The sequence below is a fragment of the Billgrantia sp. C5P2 genome (assembly GCF_051062895.2).
The window spans coordinates 2,979,071-3,000,711 of record NZ_CM128542.1; the positions used below are offsets into that span (position 1 = coordinate 2,979,071).

The following is a 21,641-nucleotide window of genomic DNA, read 5'->3' on the forward strand; positions in this document are numbered from 1 at the left end:
GAGTCGGCGTGGCCACCAACCGAGACCCGCAGGATACCGGCCAGTCCCCGACGAGTGACGACAAGCTCCAGGGTCTGCTGGTGCATCTCGATGAAGCGATCGCCCTGCTCGGCGAGGCGCGCGACTTCGCCAAGCCGGGCAAGCTTCCCCGCGTACTGGATACGGCACGCCGGGTACTGCTTCAGCCCGGCGGTGCCGCGGCTATGGAAAACCGCGCCAGGATCCTCGAGGAAGCGGGCGTATTCCTCGGCTCCGACTGGGCCACGCCGCAGTACCTGCTGCCCGCCCTGACCACCCATGCGCTCAAGAATGCCGATGCCAATACCGTAGTGATCGAGGCGCTGAGCGAACTGCGCCTCCTCGCCGTGGCCAAGGGCGACTATCCGCACTCCCTGATATCCGCCGAGCAGGCCCACCACTACCTGACCCAGGTGATGGCACTCAACCTGTGGCTGCTGTTCAACGCGCCCAGCGAGGCAGAGCGAGAGACCCAGGGGCGGCTGGCGCAGATCCCACGCCACCTGTTCCATCACCTGGCCGAGCGCATCGGCTACGAACACATCATCGACAAGCTGATCGAGGAGATCTGGCGCATTCTCCAGCAGCGCCCGATCCAGGTCGAAAGCGTCAAGCAGATGATCACCCAGATCGCCATCTGCCAGGCCGACCCCGATATCGACCTGGGCGCCAGCGGCCAGGGAGCCGACCGCTTGGTCAGCTCGCTGTTCGGCCCCACCCGGGCCAGCCGCGAGGATCCCGGCATCGAGATCTATCGCGAGCGCCTGTCGAGCATGGACAACAGCGCCCTGCAGGGTGAGGCCACCGGCTTCGCACGCGCCATGCATGATACCGGCCTGGTCTCCGCTTATCACCCGGTGCTGCTGCGCCACCTGCTGGAGCACAGCGACCATCTGCTGGCCGAAGCGCTGGGGCTTTCATCGACCGGACGCGACTGCCTGCTCTGCTATCGCGAGCTCGCCCACGCCCTGATTCGAAGCGCAGTGCATCCCGCCACGCCCCAAGCGGTCTATGGCCTGGCTTTGATGCTGGAGCGCGGCATCCTCTACCAACCCCCCGTGGCACCCGCCATGTGGCGGCAACTGGGATTGCCGCTCTCCGAGTGGTCACAGGCACGCCTCAATCTTGCCTTCGGGGAGGCGGTTTCGCCGCGTGCGCGCCTGCTCGAGGGCGTGCTGTGCATGCTGGGTCAACCGCTCGGCGTGGGCCAGGGCAACAACCCCACCTGCCAGTCGGCACGGGCGCTCTCCATGTGGGCCTACAACGATCCCGACTACTTGCTGCAGATGGTGGCCTGGGCCGCCCGCGACGATGACATCATCATGCACTTCGAGGGGATGCCGCTCTCCTCCATGGCAAGCCTATCCGGCGTAGCCGATAGCCTGCCCATGGACCTCGACCCCGTGTCACTGATCGTGGTACCGCATCTCGACCGCATCTATGCAGAGATGGGCCGACGCTGTATCGGCCGCGAGGGCGACCCGCACCGCTGGGTCAACCCCGAGTTTCACGGTTGGTGGTCGGGTCGTGGCTTTCGTATCAATGTCGATGTCGCCACCGGCCGGCTGCAGGAGTTGGATACCTTCCTGCGCCACTTCTACGCCAGCTATCACCCCTACTACAACGGCAACCAGCCGCTGATTCACCCTCAGCCGGCCGGTATCGCCGTCACCGACAGTGCGGCACGCTTCATCGGCTGGCACGCCATCACCATCCTGCGGGTATCGCTGGACCCGTCGGACGTCATGCGGGTCTACTTCTTCAATCCCAACAACGACAGTGGCCAGGACTGGGGCGACGGCGTGCGGGTCAGCACCGATGGCAATGCCGAACGCTTCGGCGAAGCCTCTCTGCCCTTCGAGCAGTTCGCCTCGCGCCTCTACATCTTCCACTACGATCCTCTGGAACGCGGCGAGCTGGCCCAAGTCAGCCAGGAGGAACTCGACCGGGTCACTGCCTATGTCCATCGCAGTTGGGGCGCCGACCGCTTGCCTGCAGCGGAGCTGCAAGCTGACCGTGGCCCTCGACCCGGCAGCGGCGACGCCTAGCCTTGTTCAGATGACTCGTGTAGCGCCTTACGCCGCAACAGCCAGCGCGCCCAGAACGGGGCGAACAGCATGAGTGCCATCATGCGCAGCAGGTGATGGAAGGCAACGAAGACGGGGTCTAGGTCCAGCGCCACTGCCAGTATCGCCATTTCTCCGATGCCGCCAGGGGCCAGTGCCAGCAGAGCCACGTCCCGCGGCACGCCCACCAGGCGATGAATCAGCTCAGCGAAGCCGGCCAGCACTACCAGTGCCACCAGGGTAGCGACGAAGGCCTCGAGGAGATAGCGCCCCAGCCGCGCCGAGGAGAGCCCACGAAAGCGCGAGCCGATGGCGCAGCCCAGTACCCACAGCATCAGGTTCATGCCCCAATCCGGCAGGCTCAGGCTGGCGAAGCCGAAGCCGGAGAGCACGCCGGCGAAGAGCATCGGGGTGAGCAGCGTGGGGGTGGGGAGCCGCAGGCGGCGCCCCAGCGGGATGAGCAGCGGCAGAGCCAGCAACATCCATGCGGATGAAAGTTCACGATCAACGGCGGCAGCCACCTCGGCACCGCTGGCGCCTTCGTAGAACCAGAACAGCGGTGGCAGAATCATCACCACCAGCACCACACGCAACGACTGGGCAATGGCGATACGCCCCGGATCGCCGCCGGCCTTCTCCCCCATCAGGATCATCGCCGTCAAGGCCCCAGGGGCCGAGGCGAACCAGGCACTCACCGCATCGAAGCCACAGCGCCGATACCAGGCGGCCGCCACCGCCGTGGAAGCGGCGACACCGAGCAGCAGTAGCGCCGCGGAAAGCGGCCAGTCCAGTACTCGCTCGGCCAATTGCGGGGTTACCTGGCTGCCCAGCACCAGGCCGAGCACGCCGAGGAAGACTTCGCGCAACGGCTCGGGCACGCGCACGTCTATGCCCTTCGCCGAGACGACAAGGTTGGCCGCCAGCGGCCCCAGCATCCATGCCAGCGGCATGCCGACGAGCTGGAACGCCAGCCCCCCCAGCGCACCGATGGCCAGCGACCTGACCATCGCCCCACCCATGTCTCGGTCCACGCGGCCCTCCATTAACCGGCTAACTAAACGATTATGTCATAATGCCTGTCTCGCTTCCGGCTGTCGGAGTCATGCCATGCCCCGCCTCGATCAACTGCTCGTTTCCCAGGGCCTGGCCCGTTCGCGCACGCGCGCCCAGCGACTGATTCGTCATGGCCGAGTCAGCATTGCCAGCAGCGGCCGGGTGCTCGACAAACCGAGCGAGAAACTGGCCGAGGATTGTCGCCTCACGGTCACCGAAGACCCAGAGGAGCGCTATGTCTCACGGGCGGGGTTGAAACTCGAAGCACTCATCGAAGCATTGAGCATGGCGCTCGAAGGCAAGCTGGTGCTCGACGTGGGCCAGTCCACCGGCGGCTTCACCGATTGCGCGCTGGCCTTCGGCGCGCGCCATGTGATCGGGGTCGAGGTCGGTCACGGCCAGCTCGACCCCGAACTGCGCGGCGACGCTCGCGTGACCTGCCTGGAGGGGCTCAACGCCCGGGCAATGATCGACGATCCTCGCCTCTGCGAGGCATTCGCCGCCCAAAAGGCGACAGGCCCCGATGTGGCGGTGATGGACGTCTCGTTCATTTCACAGACGCTGATCCTGCCGCAAATCGCTGCCTTGCTATGCCCTGGCACCGAGCTGCTGAGCCTGGTCAAGCCGCAGTTCGAGGTGGGGCCGGGTGGGGTCAACTCACGCGGCATCGTGGCCGATCCGATGCGCTACGCAGAAGTGGAAACCGCCATCCGCGCCTGCTGCGCCGAGCTAGGCCTGGCGATCCGCCATTGGCAGGAAAGCCCGATCACCGGGGGAGATGGCAATCGGGAGTTCCTGCTTCATGCCGTGAAGCAATAGCGGCGTCAACGTCCGCCATCACCTCCATCGCTACCGCCATCTCCGATCTCGATATCGCCCGGATCACCACCCGCCCCAGGGGGTGGGAACAGCTCCCCGCCGTCGTCCAACGGTGTCAGCGTCTGCACCTTCTTTTGCGCCCCGCCATCGGCGCGGTGCAGCCAGACATCGAGCTGGTTGAAAGCGATGTCGATGCCATATTCGGCGAACAACTCGCCGACCCGACAGTTGATCTCGTCGGTGGCGAAGAGCCGGTCACCCAGCGAGTTGACGAAAATGCGCAGCTCGAAGGTGAGCGTGCTCTCGCCATAACTCATGAAGAACACCTGCGGCTCGGGGTCGCCCAGTACCCTCGGGTTCTCGTCGGCGACGTGACGCAGCAGCCGGTGCACCAGACGCTGATCCGAGCCGTAGGCGACACCGAAGGTGAGCACGACCCGGGTGATGGTGTCCGACAGCGACCAGTTGATCAGTTGATCGGTGACGAAGGTCTTGTTGGGGATGATGATCTCCTTGCGGTCGAAGTCGGTCACCGTGGTGGCCCGGATACGTATTTTGCTCACCGTGCCGGTGAGGTTGCCCAGGGTGATGGTGTCGCCGATGCGTACCGGCCGCTCGAACAGGATGATCAGGCCCGAGACGAAGTTGGCGAAGATCTCCTGCAAACCGAAGCCCAGGCCCACGCCCAATGCCGCTACCAGCCACTGCAGCTGGCTCCAGGCCACGCCCAGGGTGGCCAGCGCCATCACCAGGCCGGTGCCGACGATGGTGTAGGAGAGTAGCGTCGAGATGGCGTAGGCACTGCCTTGCTTTAGCTCCAGCCGCGACAGGACCATCACCTCGAGCAGACCCGGCAGGTTGCGCGCCATCACCAGGGTCAGCACGACGATCAGTACCGCGGTGAAGATATCGGCCACCGAGAGTGCGCTGGTGACGAGTTCCGCGCCAACCCCCTCTCCCGCTTCCCAGATCGCGACATCGTCCAGATAGCCCAGCACCGTGAGCAGATCGGACCACACCAGGTAGAGCAGCAGGGCAAAGCCGATCAGCAGGAACAGTTTCGAGAGGCGCAGCGACTGCTGGTTGATCTGCTCCATGTCCAGAGGGGGCTCTTCCACCACTTCCAGCCCACCCTCGGCGCCCTCCTGGGCCTGGGCACGACGCCGCATCAGCGCTCGCCTGAACGCCAGACGACGAGCTGCCACGGCCAGGCCGCGAACCATCGAGGCCTCGACCAGGATCCACATTGCCAACAGGTAGAGCGTGATGACGAAGCGGCCAATCAGGCTCATTGCGGTGTACTCGAAGCCTGACACGATCGCGCCTACCAGCACCAGCGGTACGGCGGCCATGATCAACCCCAGTATCAGGCGGAACAGCTTGACGCCGAAGAACGGCGTATGGGCCAGGATCAGCCGCGCGAGCAGAACGCTCATGGCCATCAGCCCCGCCAACAGCAGCGTCAGTGCGATGGGCCGCGTGGTCAGGCTGATTTCGCCATCGCGGGCCAGCGCGGAGATCAACAGCACGGGGACCAGTGTCACGCCGAGCCAGCCGAGCAGCCAACGCAGCCGCGAGGCATAGCCCGAGGGCCAGTAGAAGTGCTTGGTCGCCACTCCGTCGCGTACCAGCAGGCGCCTCGACCAGGCGATGAAGGCCCAGGCCAGGGCCAGATGCAGGAAGGCCTGCCCCAGGCCCGACGCGATGCCGGCTTCGATGGCGAGCAACGAAGCGCCGACGCCCGCCAGCGTCATCGGCCCCGGCAAGGCAAGCAAGGCATTGAGGCCCACCGCAAGCGGGGTATGCGCCTGGGAATCGCTGCGCAGCCGGCCGATCTGCTCGTGCAGCAGGGTCAGCCGACGCTGTATGCGGCGCCGCAGACCCAATAGCAACCCCGCCACCAGCACGAAGGGAGCACCTGCCAGGGCTTCGGCCCCAGGGGTATGCCAGTGCACAGGCAGCACCTCACGCCACTCGCCCTGCTGCCATTCCGAGACGAGGTTGGTGGGAAGGTGGCGGAACCAGGCCAGATCCAGCGGCCGGGTATTGGCGATCCAGAACAGCTGCTCGTCGATGGTGGTGCGCAGCTCGCGCGAGGTGTCCAGCAGTTGCTGCTGATGGAGCTGCAGCTCGATGGCCGCACTCAGCAGGCTGCCGTAGGTCTGCTCGAGCTGGTCGACCAGTTGACGACGCGAATGGTAGAGCCCTTGCAGCGACTCCACCAGCGCCTCGCTGACCTCGATTCCGGCCTCCTCGATGCGCTGATTGGCCAAGCGTTCGCTCTGGCGCAGGGAATCGCGCTGGCGCACCAGGTCGAACTGGCGCAGGCGCAGGTCGGCGATCTCGTCCTGCAGGTTGCGCCTGGCATCGACCTGGGGCAGAGAGCGGCGCTGCTCACGAAGAATGCGCGACAGCAGCAGGCTGCCGCGAATCGCCTCGATCTGCTCGTTGAGGCTGCGCTCGAGCTGGCGCACATGGTCGAGCTGGCTGCGAATCGCCAGACTCTCGCGCACCAGCCCGTTGTGACGATCGTTCGCCCGCAGCAGTTCGAGGCTGAGCTCGCGATTGACCTGCTGGGCGCGTTCGAGCACCGGATGGCCGGCCTCGAGCAGCGGGTCGTCACGCGCGGCATCGGCAATCGCCTGTTCCGTTGCCATGCGGCGCTGCCGGTCGATCACGCTCTGCAGCAGCGAAAGCTCGGCTTCCTGACGCGCGATCTGCTGGGTCAGCAGATCGCGGCGCTGCTGCGCCAGTTCGCGCAGCCGCGTGTTGCTGCCCAACTCGCGCTGGCGCAGGCGCAGGGTCCGCTCGGCCAGGCGTCGTTCGACCCTGAGCTGCCACAGCTGCGGCGAATCCTCATTGGCCCCCTGCCCTTCCAGCACGTCGAGCGAGCGGCGCGTACGCTCGGCGGCCTGCATCGCCTCGGCTATGGCCTGCTGGGCACGCTCCGGCAGGGTCTGGGCGGAAAGCAGCTGGGCATTGACGTCGGCCAGACGGTCCTGCTGCTGTTGCAGCTCGAATACCGCTTCCTGCTGACGGTACTCCAATTCATCCAGCGGGACGTCGTCGAGCTCGGCTATCGTGCGATCGAGTGCCGCCTCTTCCTCTTCAAGCAGCTCACGCTCCAGGCGCAGCAGCTCGGCGGGCGCCTCCTCCAACCTCTTTTCCAGAGCTTCGAGTCTCTCCTCCACTCCCTGCAACTGCTCGAGAGCGCTCAGCGTGGCTTCCAGCGCCTCGATATCACGCTGCTCGGTATCAGAGACACTCGCTCCCTCCTCGGGACGGAGCTCGGCCAGGCGCTCTTCCACCGCCCCACGGTCGGGCAGGTCATCCTGGGCCGCTACACGACCACAGGCAAGCAACAACAACAGCAGGACGAGCCATACGGGAAGGGGCCAGGCCGGCCGGCCTGGCCGGCATCGATGGCGATGCACTAGATACGGCAATTCTTTCACTCTTGCTCCAGTTGCAGGGGCCTTGCGGCTTCGTGCTGATTCTCGGTCCCGCAGCGGCACAAGGCAATGGGAAGCTGTTTCTTCCTTACATTCCCCATTGGCGGGAAGGAAATGGATAGGTACATGGTTGACTTAAGGCCCGGACGTGGTAGAAACGGCGTTCACAGTCACGCTTCCTTCGGTCCCGCCGCCATGATGCTTCGTCGTTCGTCTTCCAAGGCTCTTCTTGCGCTTCTGCTGGTCGGGGCCGCCGGCAGTGCCGTGGCCCAGCAGCTCACCGAGGAGGAGCGCGCGGCGATCGAGTCACGCATCGAGGCACTCGGACAGGAAATGGATTCGCTGCGCCAGCAGTTGACCCAGGATCGTCTGCAGGCCGGAGAAGGACGCCGCGGTCTTGGCGAGGTGATCACCATCGCCTCGGAGCAGGAGCTTCAGCCCGTGGAGGAGCGCCGCCAACTCGAGCGGGAATCTTCGCGCAATCCCTTTGCCATCACCACGCATCGGCGCAACTATCTGTTGCCGCTGAATTACGACCGTCGCCCCAACCAGCAAGTGTTCGGCGACGTCGACGAGGATGGCACCCCCGACCGCGCCGAGGTCAAGTTCCAGTTCAGCGCCAAGTTCAACCTGATCGAGCGGCTCTTCGGCGACCACGGAGGCGACCTTTATTTCGCCTACACCCAGCGCAGCTGGTGGCAGGCCTACAACGCCGACTCCTCGTCGCCCTTCCGCGAGACCAACTACGAGCCGGAGTTCTTCATCGACTTCGAGAATCGCTGGTCGCTGCTGGGCTGGACCAACGTCAACAATCGGGTGAGCTTCAACCACCAGTCCAACGGTCGCTCGGGCGACATGTCGCGCAGCTGGAATCGGGTCATTCTCGAGTCGACCTTCCTCAAGAACGACTGGTTGGTCAGCGTCGCCCCCCACTGGCGGGTGCCGGAATCGGCGGGCGACGACGACAATCCCGATATCGAGCGCTACCTGGGCTATGGTGAGATCACCGTCGCCCATCGCATGGGCGACAATGAGGTGGCCGTCCAGTGGCACGGCAATCCCAGCGCTGGAAACATGGGAACCCGAGTGGATTACTCCTGGCCACTGCACGGCAACATTCGCGGCCATATCCAGTACTTCTACGGCTACGGAGACAGCATGATCGACTACGATCATCGCACCCAGCGCGTCGGCATCGGCGTCAGCCTCAACCCCATCTTCTCGGGCAGCAGCTCCCTGTTTCCAGAGTGATTCCGATCAACGATGTAGTGAAGCGACATTGAAGTCGCAGTCGCTAATGCTATGCTGAGCCTGTGATCTCCACGTCAAAGGAAGACTATCATGGCCTCTCGCACTCCCCACGTCGACGAAACCACCCGGCAGCTCAAGGAGGATCTGCAACATCTCTCCCATACCATCGAGGAACTCGTCAGCGCCACCGCCGACGACTCGCGCAGCAACATCAAGGAACTGAGGGAGCGCGCCGAGAAGCGGCTGAAGGAGACCCGGTCACGCCTGGAGGCTCGCGGTGAGCGACTCTACGGTGAAGCTCGCGACTCCATCACCCATCAGGTCGATGCCTGCGACCGGTACGTGCACGACAACCCCTGGACCAGCATAGGCATCGGCGCCGCGGTGGGCATGGTCATCGGCATGCTGATCGGGCGGCGCTGATGGTGTCCGGCGAAGGCCCGGCGCAACGCCTGTTCGGCGCCGGCCGGCGCCTGCTGTCCAGCTTGGTGGCCACCGGCGAGACGCGCCTGCGTCTCGCCGTGCTGGAACTCGAGGAGGAGCGTGCCCGACTCGCCACCCTGCTGCTGTTGCTGGGCCTCAGCCTGGTGCTGCTGCTACTGGGTCTGGGCATGCTGGCACTTCTGGTGGTGGTACTGTTCTGGGATACCCACCGCCTGGCCGCCATTCTCCTCTGTGCCGCAGTGCTATTGGCGGGCGGCGGCTTGACCGCATTGATGGCTCTGCGCCTGGCCCGACGTCATACCCTGCTGAAGGAGACACTGGCCCAGCTTGCCCTGGACCGCCACCTGATGGAGGAACATCGTGACGCGTCGCGCCGGTGACCCAACGCCACCAGCCAAGCCAACACGCGCCCAGCGCAAGGCGGAACTCCTGTCCAGGATCGAGCAGCAGCGCATCGATATCCTGGTCGAAGCGGAGCGCTGGCAGCTTGCTGCCGCGCCCCTCGATGCGGGCTGGCAGCGCCTCAAGCGCTACCGGGGGCTGGTGTACCTGGCCGGTGGCGCCCTGCTGGTCGGCAGCGCACGCCACCCCAACTCGCTCATTCGCTTGGTCAAGCGGCTCGCCGCCGGGGGCCTTCTGCTCAACCGGGCACGGCGACTCCTGTAGCAGGTTCGCTGATTTCTACCCAGGACAGCCCTGCTGAAACTTACAGCTGCGCCTCCGCAGAATGACGCCGGTGGGCTACTCCCGGCACCCATTTCATCCAGCTCTCGCCGCGCTTGAGGCGCTTCTCGATGAAACGTCGGGTACGGCGCTGGCCTTCGCTGGTATCGGAAGACCACACCGCCAGCGCAGCCAGGAACAGACTGGTCAATGCCATCTCCTCCACCTGGGCGCGGCGGGTACCGTAGCGCGCCTCGAGTCGTGCCGCCTCGCGCAGCCACTGGATGGTACGTGACAGGTCGAAGACCATCGGCACCCAGGTATGCGGATGCGGCAGGTGCGCCTTGGTCCGCAGCATCTCGATGGTCACCCGCCGATGCGCCGCGTAGGTGTCAAACCAGGCCTGCAGGCAGTGTTCGATGCGCACCCGCTCCGGCCAATCGTCGAAGGTATCGGGTTTGGTGGCCAGCATGGCGCGCCAGCCACGCTGGAACCAGGCATTGGCCACGGCATCCATGTCGCGAAAACGCTCGAGCACCACGGACATCGGCAGCTCGAGGCCGTGCGCCACCTCGGAGAGACGCACCCCCTTCCAACCCCGCTCTTCGGCCTGGCGCACGGCTTCATCGACGATACGGTCAGCGAACGGAGACACTTCGTATTCGGAGGAGTCCTGAATCGCAATCATGGTCATGGCGGGCCCTCTGCTTCCAGCATGGTTCTGTCATGCAGCATAGACCGGATTGTCACCAAGGCCACCAAGACCACTAGGCCGCACGCTCCAGATAATGGATACAGAACAGGGCGTCGCGGTCGGTCCAGTGGGCACGCGGTTCGAAGCCGGCGCGGCCGGCCAGCTCGCGGAAGCCTGCGATGCTGTACTTGTAGGAATTCTCGGTATGCAGGCTCTCGCCTTCGTCGAAGTCGACCCGCTCCCCCGCCACGCGAATGGCCTGGTCGCGCAAGCTCACCAGGTGCATCTCGATGCGTGAGTCGGCCTCGTTGTAGAAGGCACTGTGACGGAACCCCCGCGGTTCCACTTCGGCCTCGAACTCGTAGCGCAGTCGTTCCAGCAGGTTGAGATTGAAGGCCGCTGTGACGCCTGCGGCATCGTTGTAGGCGGCATCGAGAATCGCACGATCCTTGATCAGGTCGACACCGACCAGCAGCCCCCCACCGATGGGCAGCAGCGTCGTCAGCCCCTTCAGAAAGCGCTCGGCTTCCTCGGGAGTGAAGTTGCCAATGCTCGAACCGGGAAAGAAAGCCACCGGCCGTTCTCCCTCCAGTCCCTCCGGCCGGGCCATGGGACGCGTGAAGTCGGCGCAGGCGGCATGCACCTCGAGCCAGGGATAGTCACCCGCCAGGCGTTGGGTGCTCTCGAGGAGAAAGTCGCGAGAGATGTCCACGCCCAGGTAGCAGGCCGGATGCAATGCCTCGAGCAGCAGGCGTACCTTGCGGCTGGCACCGCTGCCAAGCTCGATCAGGGTGGCGTCGCGACCGACCACCTCGGCAATGTCGGTGGCAGCGGCACGCAGGATCGCCTCCTCGGTGCGCGTGGGGTAGTACTCGGGCTGCTCGCAGATGGCATCGAACAGTTCGGAGCCACGACGATCGTAGAAGAACTTTGGCGAAGTGAACTTAGGCGTTGCGCTGAGCCCGGCCAGCAACTCCTGACAAAGCGACCCCGTCACCTCGGACGGGTGCTGGTCGTAAAAGCGTACGAGCGAGTCCATGTCATGCCTCCCTGGCAAGCCGAAAACCGGAGAACGCCCAGCGGGCGTGGGGCGGAAAGAAGTTGCGATAGGTCGGGCGGACATGATCGGCCGGCGTGGCACAGCAGCCGCCACGCAGCACCATCTGCCCGGACATGAACTTGCCGTTGTACTCGCCCAGTGTGCCCGGCAGGGTGCGAAACCCCGGGTAGGGCCGGTAGGCACTGCCGGTCCACTCCCAGACGTCGCCGAACAGCTGGCTGGGGGCTTGGGTCAGGGCTGGAGCGGCCACCGGCTGCAGGTGGTCGCTCTCGACAAAGTTGCCGTTCATGGCCACGCCACGAGCGGCAACCTCCCACTCCGCCTCGCTGGGCAGCCGCGCCCCGGCCCAGCGGGCATAGGCGTCGGCCTCGAAGAAGCTCACGTGAACCACCGGCGCATGCGGGTCCACTCGGCGCAGACCGCCCAGGGTGAAGTGGTGCCAGCCGTCGTCGCGCCTCACCCAGTACAACGGCGCCTGCCAGCCTCCCTGGCCGACTTGCTGCCAGCCGTCGGAAAGCCACAGTTCGGGGCGCGCGTAGCCACCGTCCTCGATGAAGGCCAGGAACTCCTCGTTGGTCACCGGGCGGTTGGCCAGTTGGAACGCCTCGAGAAACTGGCGATGCACCGGCCCCTCATTGTCGTAGGCGAAGCCGGTCGTCAGGTCGTGGCCGATGGAGCGGATGCCCGCCGGGGGGTCGAGCCAGGCCAGCTCTCCGGGCGCCTCCTCCACCGGCGGCGACAGGTCGTCGCGATACGCGGGGCACAGGGGGTTCTGGGCCAGGATGTGCTTGATGTCCATGAGCAGCAGCTCCTGGTGCTGTTGCTCATGGTGCAGCCCCAGCTCCACGCGCCGGAATATCTCCTCGGCATGCTCGGCAGGCGGCGATTCGAGCAGCTCCGCCATGGCCGCGTCGACATGGGCACGAAAGCGGTAGACATCGGCGACCGTGGGACGCGACAGCGTTCCGCGCCGGAGCCGCGGAAACGGCACGCCGTGAGTCTCGTAGTAGGAGTTGAAAAGAAAGTCGTAGGCGGGGTCGAGCGTTCGGTAGTGGGGCTGGAAGGGAGCGAGAATGAAGGCTTCGAAGAACCAGGTGACGTGGGCTAGATGCCACTTCGGCGGGCTGACGTCATCCATGCTCTGGATCACGTAGTCCTCCGTGCAGAGCGGCTCGCAGAGCCGTTCGGAGGCCTGGCGAACGCGCTGGTAGCGTCTCAGCCACTCCTTGGTGTGCAGGGTATCGGGCGTTTCCAACTGGTGGGAGCTTTCCCACTGGTGGGCTTGGGGGGGCATGGCGCACTCCTGTGTCGAACCACATCCGGGACGAACCGATTTTCCCAGCGTAGCAATGTCGCAGAAAGCGCCCGGTTACGTTGCGTAAGTTTTTGTCGTTCGTTCCTCGTTTACAGAGAAAGCCCGCACGCCACGCCCGAGGCCCAGGCCCACTGGAAGTTGTAGCCACCGAGCTCACCGGTGACGTCGAGCACCTCGCCGATGAAACGCAGCTGCGGCAAGCCCTCGACACTGAAGTCCTTCGACGAGATCGCCCCGGTGTCGACGCCCCCCAGAGTTACCTCGGCGGTACGCCAGCCCTCGGTGCCGGCAGGCTTGAGGCGCCAGCGGCCGAGGCGCTCCTGCCAGGCCTCGATATGGGCATTGGAGAGCTCTGCCAAGACGGGGTCCTCGCCGTGCCACTCGACCAGTGCCTGGGCCAAACGTCGGGGCAACTGCTCGCCCAGCCAGGTGGAGAGCTGGCGGCGCGGGGACACCCGGCGGGCCTCGGCCAGCGCAGCGGGAATGTCATGCCTCGGAAGCAGATCGATCTCGAGCTCGTCGCCGGGCTGCCAGTAGCTCGAGATCTGTAGCATGCCGGGGCCGGAGAGGCCACGGTGGGTAAACAGCATCGGCTCGCGGTAGCGTCGTTCGCGTCCCGGCCCCAGTCGCTGGCCGGCGCGCACGGTGCTTACCGCCACGTCGCAGGCCACACCGGCCAGGTCGGCTGCTCGTGCCTTCCACTGTGAGGTGAGGGTGAACGGCACCAGAGCCGGTCGCGTCTCGGTTACCTGCAGGCCGAACTGGCGAGCGATGTCATAGCCGAACCCGGTGGCGCCCATGGTGGGAATCGATAGCCCGCCAGTGGCGATCACTACCGCACCGGTCTCGATGCGGCCCGAAGAGGAGACGAGCCGCATGCCCTCGCCTGCCCGCTCGATTCGCTCCACTGAGGTCTTCAGTCGCAGTTCGACTCCTGCCCACTCGCATTCGGTGAGCAGCACGTCGAGCAGCTCCTTGGCCGAATGGGCACAGAACAGCTGGCCCGGCGCCTTCTCGACGTAGTCGACGCCATGTCGTTCCACCAGCTCGACGAAGTGCTCCGGGCGGTAGCGCTTCAGCGCCGAGATGCAGAAACGCGGATTGGACGAGAAGAAGTTGGCCGGCCCGGTGGCCAGGTTGGTGAAATTGCAGCGCCCTCCTCCCGACATCAGGATCTTCTTGCCGGGCTTGTTGGCATGATCGAGCACCAGTACGCGACGCCCCGCATAGCCGGCCGTAAGCGCACACATCAGCCCGGCAGCGCCCGCGCCTACGATCACGACATCGAATCCAGGAGACGGCATGACGATTCCGTTGGCAGAAAGGAGGCCGATTCTAGCAGAACTCGCAGTCGCTCAGGCAAGGGCCTATGCCATCATGGCCTGGCTTTCCTGGTGCGACAGTCTAATTTAACTAAAACTAATGCAGCTTCACAGCATTAGAAGAGCAAGACTAAAGGATGAGAAATATAATACTGTTAATTTGTCACTTTCAATTACATTGGATAAGACACACCCACTACAAAAGGTTACAATGGAATCATTCTTGAAAAGTAACTCTTTTCAAACAGCAAAACCCAACAACTAAAACTTATAAAGCGTCATGACGCAAGGGACTCAGGAGGGACATTCGCATGTCCACTCATGGTTATGTTCTCATTGTGCTACGTACACTCAATAATCCAATAGAAAAAGATTACGTACTCGCCCTACGTAAAAAAGATTACCCGATTGAGTTCGTTACCAACGACCAGGATCCTCTTCCCATCCTGCTCTCTCGTCCTCCAATCGCCGCCTGCTTCGAGTTCGACTATCCGGACCTGAAGGGACTGACCGACCTGAGGCAGGCCAAGCAGCGCGCCGCCTCGGTGCCCCTGCTCATGATCACCCAGGCGCACTCCGAAAGCCTGGCCGTCTGGGCCTTTCGCACCCGAGTCTGGGATTACTTCGTGCAGCCGGTCGACCTTGCCAGGTTCATCGGCGTCATGGAGAGCCTCCATCAACTGCGGTCGGTCAACGCCGGCACACAGGTCAGGAAGCAGGCAGCCGAGGTCAGCAACCAGATTCCCCCCGAGGCACGTCTTCCCTGTCCCACTTCGAGCCATCAACGCGTCCAGCTGGATCGAGCCATCAGCTATATCGAGCAGCACCTGCACCAGAAGATGGCCCAGGCCGAAGTTGCCGAACAGTGCGGTATCACCCCTTTCCAGCTAAGCCGACTGTTTCGCAAGCTCACCGACAATACTTTCCAGGGATTCTTGCTGGAACGGCGCATCGATGAAGCCAAGCGGCTGCTTGCCAACCCCAGGATGTCCGTCACGGATGTCTGCTTCAGTGTCGGTTTTCGCGACCTCTCTTACTTCACGCGGACCTTTCAGAAGCACGCCGGCCAGACGCCGACGCTCTATCGTCAGTCGCTGACGACACGCGAGGCTTTCTCCACCACCGGGGAAGCGGCAAAGGGTCCGGCCAAGTCATGCGACGCCTTGGCACCTGCGGCCAAACCCGCGCTCGGCGCCGGTCATGGCCGGGGTGTTGCCTGGAGCATCAAGGCATCGACCTGAAGGCAGGTCAGTCAGGCCCGAGCAGGGAATAGCAGGTCAAGAGACAAACAAGGGCGCTGGCCGGATGGTGTCGGCCAGCGCCCTTGTCGGCGCCTAATCCACCAGCACGGGTATCTGCGCCAGGATGCCGAAGTTCTCGCCCCCCGTCTGCCCCTTGGGGTCGTGGTAGCTACAGCTGGGCAGGAAGTAGATGCTCTTCTGACGCCAACCCGATTGTTGCGGATCGGAACTCCAATGGGCGGGGTCGCCGTTCTCTTTCTGCAGGTCGAAGGCGTCGACGAAGCTATCCCAGCGCTCCGCACCGCTCGCGCCGTCATGGCTCCAGGTACCCGGTGAATCGCCACCGCTGTCTTCGGGCGGCAGTTCCATCTGGCGTGGCGCCCGGTTGTCGATGTTGTTTGCCTGGTCGATGATCCACACGATATTGACGGTCACGGCGCCCACCAGGCGGTTGCTCGGGGCGACCCCTTCTTCGCAGTCGATCACCGGCAGGGTCAGGGTCCAGACCTCCTCCTTCGCGGTCTTCTCCACCCAGCAGTCGTAGAGCTCACTGAAGGCCGACTGCACCTGGCCGTTGTTGGTGGAGATGTCCTCGCCGAAGCGCATCTCGTCGGGGTTGCCGTCACCGCAGACCAGGTTTCTGAGTTCGTTGGCGTTGGACGCGCCGCTCTGGTCATGCTGGAAGTTGGTCCAACCGCCGGTCTGGTCACCCTCGGGGATGAAGCGGCCAGTGCTGCAGGAGTAGTTGCCGGAAGGGTCCATCAGCGCCTGCCGGCACAGGGCGATGGGCTGGTCGACGTCCTCCGGGCGCAGGTTGCCGGCAAAGCCGATGTAGGCTACCGAACGCGCCGACACGTCGTAGCCCTCGAAACCGAAGATCCTCCCGAAGAAGGCCTCCACCTGAGTCTGCTGGCGGGCCGTGACGACCTCCACGGCATTGATGAAGTTCGGATCGCCGTCGAGGTCTTCGGCAGTGCGCTCGAACAGATCCACCGGATCGATCGAGGGGTTCGGGGTAAAGCTTCGCGTGGCAAAGCTCCAATGGCCCCTTTCAGCACTGAGGACTTCAACCGCCTCGTTCTGGCTCCAATTGTCCATGGCCGCTTCGGTCGCCCAGGCTTCCGCACTCTTGAAGGGAGAGTCCGGATCGCTCGGGTCGTAGGGGCGTGTGCCGTCGTTCACCCAGCTCCCATCCTTGAGATAGAGATGCCTTGCACCCGCCAGTGAGCCGGCATCGGCGGCGTTGTGCAATTCGTTCCTGGCCACATAGAGGTTGCCCCCGTCCACAGCCAGGGCGGTGAAGGCCAGCAGCATGAAGAGGCCGACGGCCAGCAGCACGATGGAGACCCCGCGCTGACGTTGCGGCGAACCGTAGTGGCCACGCCTGGCGATGCTTGCGTTCATGTCATTCGGCCCTCATCACGGTAGTGGCGCTGAGCTCGAGCACATCGCCCAGGGTGCCGATGAAGCCGGGCAGCAGCAGGAACTGATAGGGGTAGTCGACCGTCACAACCAGGCTGTCCCCGGCCTGCAGGGTCCCACCGTTGGGGCGCGCGATCGTGATCTCCATCTCCGCCGGCCCGCCCAGGGAGATAAGGTATTGCTCGGCATAGTCGCGGATCGCCTGCTCGATGGCGGCATCCTCGGCGCCCGTGTCACGCGGTTCCGGGCGGTACAGAATGCCGGTTCTCGCCCCTTCGCGGCTGGCGTTGGTCAGCGTCGCCTTGTCGAAAAGCGCGACGCTGAACTCGATGATGCCGAACAGCAGGATGAACAACAGCGTTGCCGAAATGGCGAACTCCACCACCTCCGAGCCGCGCTGACGACGCGCCGAACGTATCGTTTTCATGCCTCGCCCTCCTCGCTCGTGCTGCCCGCGCGCCCGGCGCCGGGTCGTGCCCGTCAGTTGATGTCCGAAGCGCCCTGACGACGGATCAGTTGATCCAGGCTGCGGGCATTCTCGCTGGCGGTGACGTAGTAGGCCGGCGAGAGGCGCATCGCCTCATCGAAGAAACCCATGGCGTCCTGGTAGCGCCCCTCGAGCATCGAGATATAGCCGATGTCGTTGTAGGCCTTGGCGCGATCGCCGCCACGCGCCACCGCTTCGATGGCGGTTTCGTAGTCGCCCTCGCGGGCATGCACCAGCCCCAGGTTGCGCCAGGCCAGGTCGTAGTCGGGATTGGCACTCACCGCCTGGCGCAACGCTTGGCGGGCACCGGGCAGATCACCGGCCAGGTAGCGCGAATAGCCCTGGTTGTTGAGCACCAGCGGAATCCTCGGGTTCGTCTCCAGGGCTCTCGCATAGTGAGCCTGCGCCGCGGCATGGTCGGTGCGGATGTCGGCAATCACCCCCAGGGCGTTGTGGGCCTGCCAGGGGGCCTCGCGGCGTGCCGCGATGGGCGCCAGGAATTGCTCGGCCTGCTCATAGTCGCGCTGCTGGATCAGGATGATGCCAAGCGCCGTTCCTGCCCCGGGATGGCGTGGGTCGATGTCCAGTGCCCAGCGATAGGCCGTGTCGGCAAGCTCATGGTTGCCGCGACCATGATGAATGATCCCGACCCGATACAGCGGGTCGGCCTGGGGCCGCCGCTCCATGCGCAACCCGCGCAGATACTCGAACAGCGCCCGGTCGGCATCACCGGCACGCAGGGCGGCATCACCATTGCGGTAGGCCTCCTCGGCGGAGCCCACCGGGAAGGCGGTGCCATAGGCCACCGACGACCCACCGTTGTTCAGAGACCCGTAGATATCGCCTTCCTGGGGTGCTCCCCCGGTAGCAGCGCAGCCGCTCAGCGCCAGTGATAGCGCGGCGACGGCCCAAACGGTGCGTAACCCCGTAGCAGCTTTGATGTCGATTCTCATGGCAACCTCTCCCGCTCGTTGATGACGTTGGTTGGCTCAGCGCCCCGCAAAGGCGGCGGCCGCCCCCAGCAACGGCGGCCCCAGGGCCACCACGAAGAAGCTGGGAAAAACACAGAAAATCAGGGGAAACAACATCTTGGTGCTGACCTTGGCAGCCTTCTCCTCCGCCTCCTGGGTGCGTTTGTCGCGCAACTCGACGGCGAACAGGCGCAGGGTCATGGCGATGCTGGTGCCGAAGCGCATGCTCTGCAGCAGGGTGGTGACCAGGCCGCGAATGTCCTCGACGCCGGTGCGCTCCTCGAGGTCGCGTAGGGCGGTCTTGTTGTCCATGCCCGCGCGGGTCTGCATGCCGAACAGGTGCAGTTCGTCGGCCAGCTCCGGGTGGCTCACCTCCAGGTCGCGCGCCACCCGCTGGATCGCCGCCCCCAGCCCCAGGCCGGCCTCGCTGCACACCACCAGCAGATCCAGCGCGTCGGGCAGGCCGCGGCGCAGCTGCGTTGTGCGCCGCTTGATTGCCCGCACCAGCCACAAGCGCGGCAGCAGATAGCCGACGATGGCCGTGACGATGATCAGCAGCATCACGATAGCGGGAGGGATGCGTACGAAAGGAAGGAGCAGCGACAACAATAGCAGCGGCGGCACCACGGTCAGCAATAGCCGAATGCCATAGAACAGGCTGACGGCCGAAGGCGAACGCTTGCCGGCATGACGCAGCTCCTCGGCGATGCGGCTGCGGACTTCCTCTTTCCCGGGCACCAGTTTCTCGCCCATGGGACCCAGCCACTGGACCAAGCCGCCCTCATCCACCTTGCCCTGTCCCGCAGCCATCTCGGCACTGGCTTCCAGGTGCCTGAGCCGGCGCCGCAGGGGATCCGACAGCCCCATGACCAGCAGCGCCAACGCCACCAGCAGAGTAAAGACGGCCATGCCCAGCATGGCGGCGAAGCCGAGCTGCATGGCGTAGGGGTCCTGCATGAAGGTGTCGAACCTGTCGAGCCAAGCTGCCACCATGTCCATCCGCGCGCCCTCCTCAGACGTCGATGCGCACGATGCGGCGCATCCACAGAATGCCGATCACGATCATGACGAACGCCGCGACCACCATTTGCCGGCCCACCGGATCCTGGGTGAGCATGGGCAGGAACTTCGGCGATACCAGGGTGAGGACGCCGGCCAGCGCGAACGGCAGCAGCGAGAGGATCCAGGCCGCCATGCGGCCCTGGGCGGAGAGCGTGCGCACCTTGCGCTGGAAGCGGAAGCGGTCGCGTACCACCGCGGCCAGGCCATCGAGCAGCTCGGCCAGGTTGCCGCCGCTCTCCTTCTGGATCAGCACCGAGGTGGTGAATACCATCACGGTCACGCTCGGCACCCGCTCCAGCATGCCCAGCATGGCGCTGCGCACCTCGCCGCCGTAATTGATCTCCATGAAGGTGGTGCGGAACTCGGCGGCGACGGGGTCGGCCATCTCCTCGGCCACCAGGTGCATGGCATCGCTGAACGGGTGGCCTGCCCGCAGCGCCCGCGCCATGACGATCAGCGCATCGGGCAGCTGCTCCTCGAAGCGTGCCAGGCGTTTGCTGCGCAACCGCTGCAAGCGCATGAACGGCAGTGCCGCCACGCCCAACCCCAGCAGCACGCCCAGCAGCGGCTGCGGCAGCAGGTAGAAGCCGCCTACACCGCTCATGCCCCCCAGACAGAGGCTCTGAAGTACCACCCGATAGGCCGGCGTCTCTCGCCCCGCCTGCTCGATCAACCGCTCGACCCGTGCCATGCCGGGCAACGCCTCGAGCGCCCGCTCCAGCGGTGACAGCTGACGCAGGTACTTGCGTCGCACCAGCGAGGCCTGGCCGCGATCGGCCCCGGCCGAGATGGCATTCAGTCGTTTCTTCAGTCGCTTCTGCGCCTTGCGGTTCTCGCCGAAGGCCGGTACCAGGAAGCTCTGCATCAGCAGGAAGGCGGCAATGAAGATCATGCCGATGAAGATCGCCTCGTCGGAGAGATTGACGTTCATGCCCATGGCCGTTGCCCTCCGCCCGGCTGGAAGACTTCCAGCCCCGGGTCGAGCCCGCGACGCTTGAGATGGTCGTAGAAGCCCGGCACCACGCCGGTGGCCATGTAGTGCCCCACCACACCGCCATGCTCGTCGACGCCCTCGCGCTCGAAGCGGAACAGCTCGGACATGGTGATGATCTCGCCCTCCTGACCGCTGACCTCCTGCACGCTGACCAGCCGCCTCACACCATCCTCCTGACGCTCCACCTGCACTACCACGTCGATGGCCGAGGCGATCTGCGAGCGCAGCGCGCGCGGCGGCAGTTGGTAGCCACTCATGGCCACCATGTTCTCGATCCGCGTCAACGCATCGCGGGGCGTGTTGGCATGAATGGTAGTGAGCGAGCCGTCATGGCCGGTGTTCATCGCCTGCAGCATGTCGAAGGCTTCGCCCCCGCGCACCTCACCGATGATGATGCGGTCGGGGCGCATGCGCAGGCTGTTGCGCACCAGGTCGCGCTGGGTCACCTCGCCGCGCCCCTCGATGTTGGGCGGGCGGGTCTCCAGGCGGCCGACGTGGGGTTGCTGCAGCTGCAGCTCGGCGGAGTCCTCGATGGTGACGATGCGCTCGTCGGCCGGGATGAAGCCCGACAGCACGTTGAGCAGGGTGGTCTTGCCGGCACCGGTGCCGCCCGAGACCAGCACGTTGAGCCGCGCCCTGACCACTTTCTCCAATAATTGGGAGATGACAGGCGAGAGGCTGCCGTGGGCGATCAGGTTCTCCACCGTGAGCCGGTCGACGGCGAAGCGGCGGATCGACAGCATCGGCCCATCAATGGCCAACGGCGGGATCACCGCATTGACCCGCGAGCCATCCTTGAGCCGCGCATCGACCATCGGGGAGGATTCGTCGACACGGCGCCCCACGCTCGACACGATACGATCGATGATGGTCATCAGGTGCTGGTCGCTGTCGAAGCGCAGCAGGGTCCGTTCCAGCTTGCCGCAACGCTCCACGTAGATCGGGTTGGTGCCGTTGACCAGAATGTCCGAGATCGTCTTGTCGGCGAGTAGCGTCTCCAGCGGCCCCAGGCCCAGCACTTCGTCCTGCAGTTCGCTGACGATGCGCTGGCGCACGGCCGCGTTGAACGGCAGCGTCTCCTTGCCGATAAGCGCCTCGCACACCTGCTGCACCTGGCTGCGCGCCTCGCGCTCGTCCAGCGTGCTGAGCAACGCCAGGTCCATCACCTTGACCAGTTGGCGAAACAGGCGCTGCTTGCACTCCTGCTCCGCCGGCGAAAGGCTGCCGCCCGCCAGCCCGCGGCCCCCCCAGATCCGGTCTTCCTCTCCTGCCGTCATGCGTTCACGGAAATTCATCAGCCTGTCTCC

General features: G+C 64.9%; 19 protein-coding genes. 7 read left to right on the forward strand and 12 right to left on the reverse strand.

Going from position 1 to position 21,641, the window contains the following annotated elements:
• Positions 1-8: 8 nt before the first annotated feature.
• Positions 9-2,066, forward strand: coding sequence for a transporter permease (locus ACRWQA_RS13770; protein WP_434229968.1), 2,058 nt, complete (start codon positions 9-11; stop codon positions 2,064-2,066).
• Here ACRWQA_RS13770 and ACRWQA_RS13775 read toward each other — a convergent pair.
• Entirely contained in the window at positions 2,063-3,127 is a 1,065-nt protein-coding gene (locus ACRWQA_RS13775) for an AbrB family transcriptional regulator (RefSeq protein ID WP_434229965.1), read from the reverse strand. The two genes, ACRWQA_RS13770 and ACRWQA_RS13775, sit on opposite strands and share 4 nt — an antisense overlap.
• 64 nt (positions 3,128-3,191) lie before the next feature.
• On the opposite strand from ACRWQA_RS13775, the gene ACRWQA_RS13780 reads away from it, so the two are divergent.
• Positions 3,192-3,956 carry a TlyA family RNA methyltransferase gene (locus tag ACRWQA_RS13780; protein WP_263583335.1) on the forward strand — a complete coding sequence of 255 codons (765 nt, stop codon included), beginning with the start codon at positions 3,192-3,194 and terminating at the stop codon, positions 3,954-3,956.
• Positions 3,957-3,961: 5 nt separating this feature from the next.
• On the opposite strand, the gene mscK is transcribed toward ACRWQA_RS13780, so the two are convergent.
• Positions 3,962-7,324, reverse strand: coding sequence for a mechanosensitive channel MscK (gene mscK, locus ACRWQA_RS13785; protein WP_434229969.1), 3,363 nt, complete (start codon positions 7,322-7,324; stop codon positions 3,962-3,964).
• Between the two features lie 279 nt (positions 7,325-7,603).
• On the opposite strand from mscK, the gene ACRWQA_RS13790 reads away from it, so the two are divergent.
• The 4 genes from ACRWQA_RS13790 to ACRWQA_RS13805 all read left to right on the forward strand — a co-directional run bounded on the left by ACRWQA_RS13790 (position 7,604) and on the right by ACRWQA_RS13805 (position 9,769).
• Positions 7,604-8,659: a phospholipase A gene (locus tag ACRWQA_RS13790; protein WP_434229963.1), complete on the forward strand. Its 1,056-nt coding sequence runs from the start codon at positions 7,604-7,606 to the stop codon at positions 8,657-8,659.
• 90 nt (positions 8,660-8,749) lie between these two features.
• Positions 8,750-9,082 carry an ElaB/YgaM/YqjD family protein gene (locus ACRWQA_RS13795; RefSeq protein WP_434229961.1) on the forward strand — a complete coding sequence of 111 codons (333 nt, stop codon included), beginning with the start codon at positions 8,750-8,752 and terminating at the stop codon, positions 9,080-9,082.
• Entirely contained in the window at positions 9,082-9,483 is a 402-nt protein-coding gene (locus tag ACRWQA_RS13800; protein WP_434229959.1) for a phage holin family protein, read from the forward strand. Before ACRWQA_RS13795 ends, ACRWQA_RS13800 begins: the two co-directional genes overlap by 1 nt.
• On the forward strand, positions 9,464-9,769 hold the full coding sequence (locus ACRWQA_RS13805) for a YqjK-like family protein (RefSeq protein ID WP_434229957.1): 306 nt from the start codon (positions 9,464-9,466) through the stop codon (positions 9,767-9,769). Before ACRWQA_RS13800 ends, ACRWQA_RS13805 begins: the two co-directional genes overlap by 20 nt.
• 40 nt (positions 9,770-9,809) lie before the next feature.
• Here ACRWQA_RS13805 and ACRWQA_RS13810 read toward each other — a convergent pair whose 3' ends face one another.
• The 4 genes from ACRWQA_RS13810 to ACRWQA_RS13825 form a co-directional block, all read right to left on the reverse strand.
• Positions 9,810-10,460 (reverse strand): TetR/AcrR family transcriptional regulator, encoded by a 651-nt coding sequence (locus tag ACRWQA_RS13810; protein WP_434229955.1) that lies wholly within the window; start codon positions 10,458-10,460, stop codon positions 9,810-9,812.
• A 73-nt stretch (positions 10,461-10,533) separates the two neighbouring features.
• On the reverse strand, positions 10,534-11,499 hold the full coding sequence (gene egtD / locus ACRWQA_RS13815; protein ID WP_434229954.1) for an L-histidine N(alpha)-methyltransferase: 966 nt from the start codon (positions 11,497-11,499) through the stop codon (positions 10,534-10,536).
• Between the two features lies 1 nt (position 11,500).
• A complete protein-coding gene (egtB, locus tag ACRWQA_RS13820) occupies positions 11,501-12,814 on the reverse strand; it encodes an ergothioneine biosynthesis protein EgtB (RefSeq protein ID WP_434229952.1) in 1,314 nt (437 codons plus the stop codon).
• A 110-nt stretch (positions 12,815-12,924) separates the two neighbouring features.
• Positions 12,925-14,139, reverse strand: coding sequence for a BaiN/RdsA family NAD(P)/FAD-dependent oxidoreductase (locus tag ACRWQA_RS13825; protein ID WP_434229949.1), 1,215 nt, complete (start codon positions 14,137-14,139; stop codon positions 12,925-12,927).
• A gap of 329 nt (positions 14,140-14,468) precedes the next feature.
• Here ACRWQA_RS13825 and ACRWQA_RS13830 point away from each other — a divergent pair, with 329 nt between their 5' ends.
• Complete coding sequence (locus tag ACRWQA_RS13830) at positions 14,469-15,398, forward strand: helix-turn-helix transcriptional regulator (protein ID WP_434229947.1); 930 nt, start codon at positions 14,469-14,471, stop codon at positions 15,396-15,398.
• A gap of 93 nt (positions 15,399-15,491) precedes the next feature.
• Here the strand turns inward: ACRWQA_RS13830 and ACRWQA_RS13835 are convergent, their stop codons facing one another.
• From ACRWQA_RS13835 to ACRWQA_RS13860, 6 genes are read right to left on the reverse strand one after another with little or no spacing between them, the layout of a single operon-like run.
• Entirely contained in the window at positions 15,492-16,802 is a 1,311-nt protein-coding gene (locus tag ACRWQA_RS13835; protein WP_434229945.1) for a pilus assembly protein TadG-related protein, read from the reverse strand.
• A gap of 1 nt (position 16,803) precedes the next feature.
• A complete protein-coding gene (locus tag ACRWQA_RS13840) occupies positions 16,804-17,247 on the reverse strand; it encodes a TadE/TadG family type IV pilus assembly protein (protein WP_434229943.1) in 444 nt (147 codons plus the stop codon).
• A gap of 53 nt (positions 17,248-17,300) precedes the next feature.
• Positions 17,301-18,260, reverse strand: a complete 960-nt coding sequence (locus ACRWQA_RS13845) for a tetratricopeptide repeat protein (RefSeq protein WP_434229941.1) — start codon at positions 18,258-18,260, stop codon at positions 17,301-17,303.
• Positions 18,261-18,296: 36 nt separating this feature from the next.
• A complete protein-coding gene (locus ACRWQA_RS13850; protein ID WP_434229939.1) occupies positions 18,297-19,277 on the reverse strand; it encodes a type II secretion system F family protein in 981 nt (326 codons plus the stop codon).
• 13 nt (positions 19,278-19,290) lie between these two features.
• A complete protein-coding gene (locus tag ACRWQA_RS13855; protein ID WP_434229936.1) occupies positions 19,291-20,277 on the reverse strand; it encodes a type II secretion system F family protein in 987 nt (328 codons plus the stop codon).
• The gene (locus tag ACRWQA_RS13860; RefSeq protein ID WP_263583320.1) at positions 20,268-21,629 is read right to left on the reverse strand and encodes a TadA family conjugal transfer-associated ATPase; all 1,362 of its coding nucleotides are present in this window, start codon (positions 21,627-21,629) and stop codon (positions 20,268-20,270) included. The genes ACRWQA_RS13855 and ACRWQA_RS13860 overlap by 10 nt, the downstream gene beginning before the upstream one ends.
• Between the last annotated feature and the right edge of the window lie 12 nt (positions 21,630-21,641).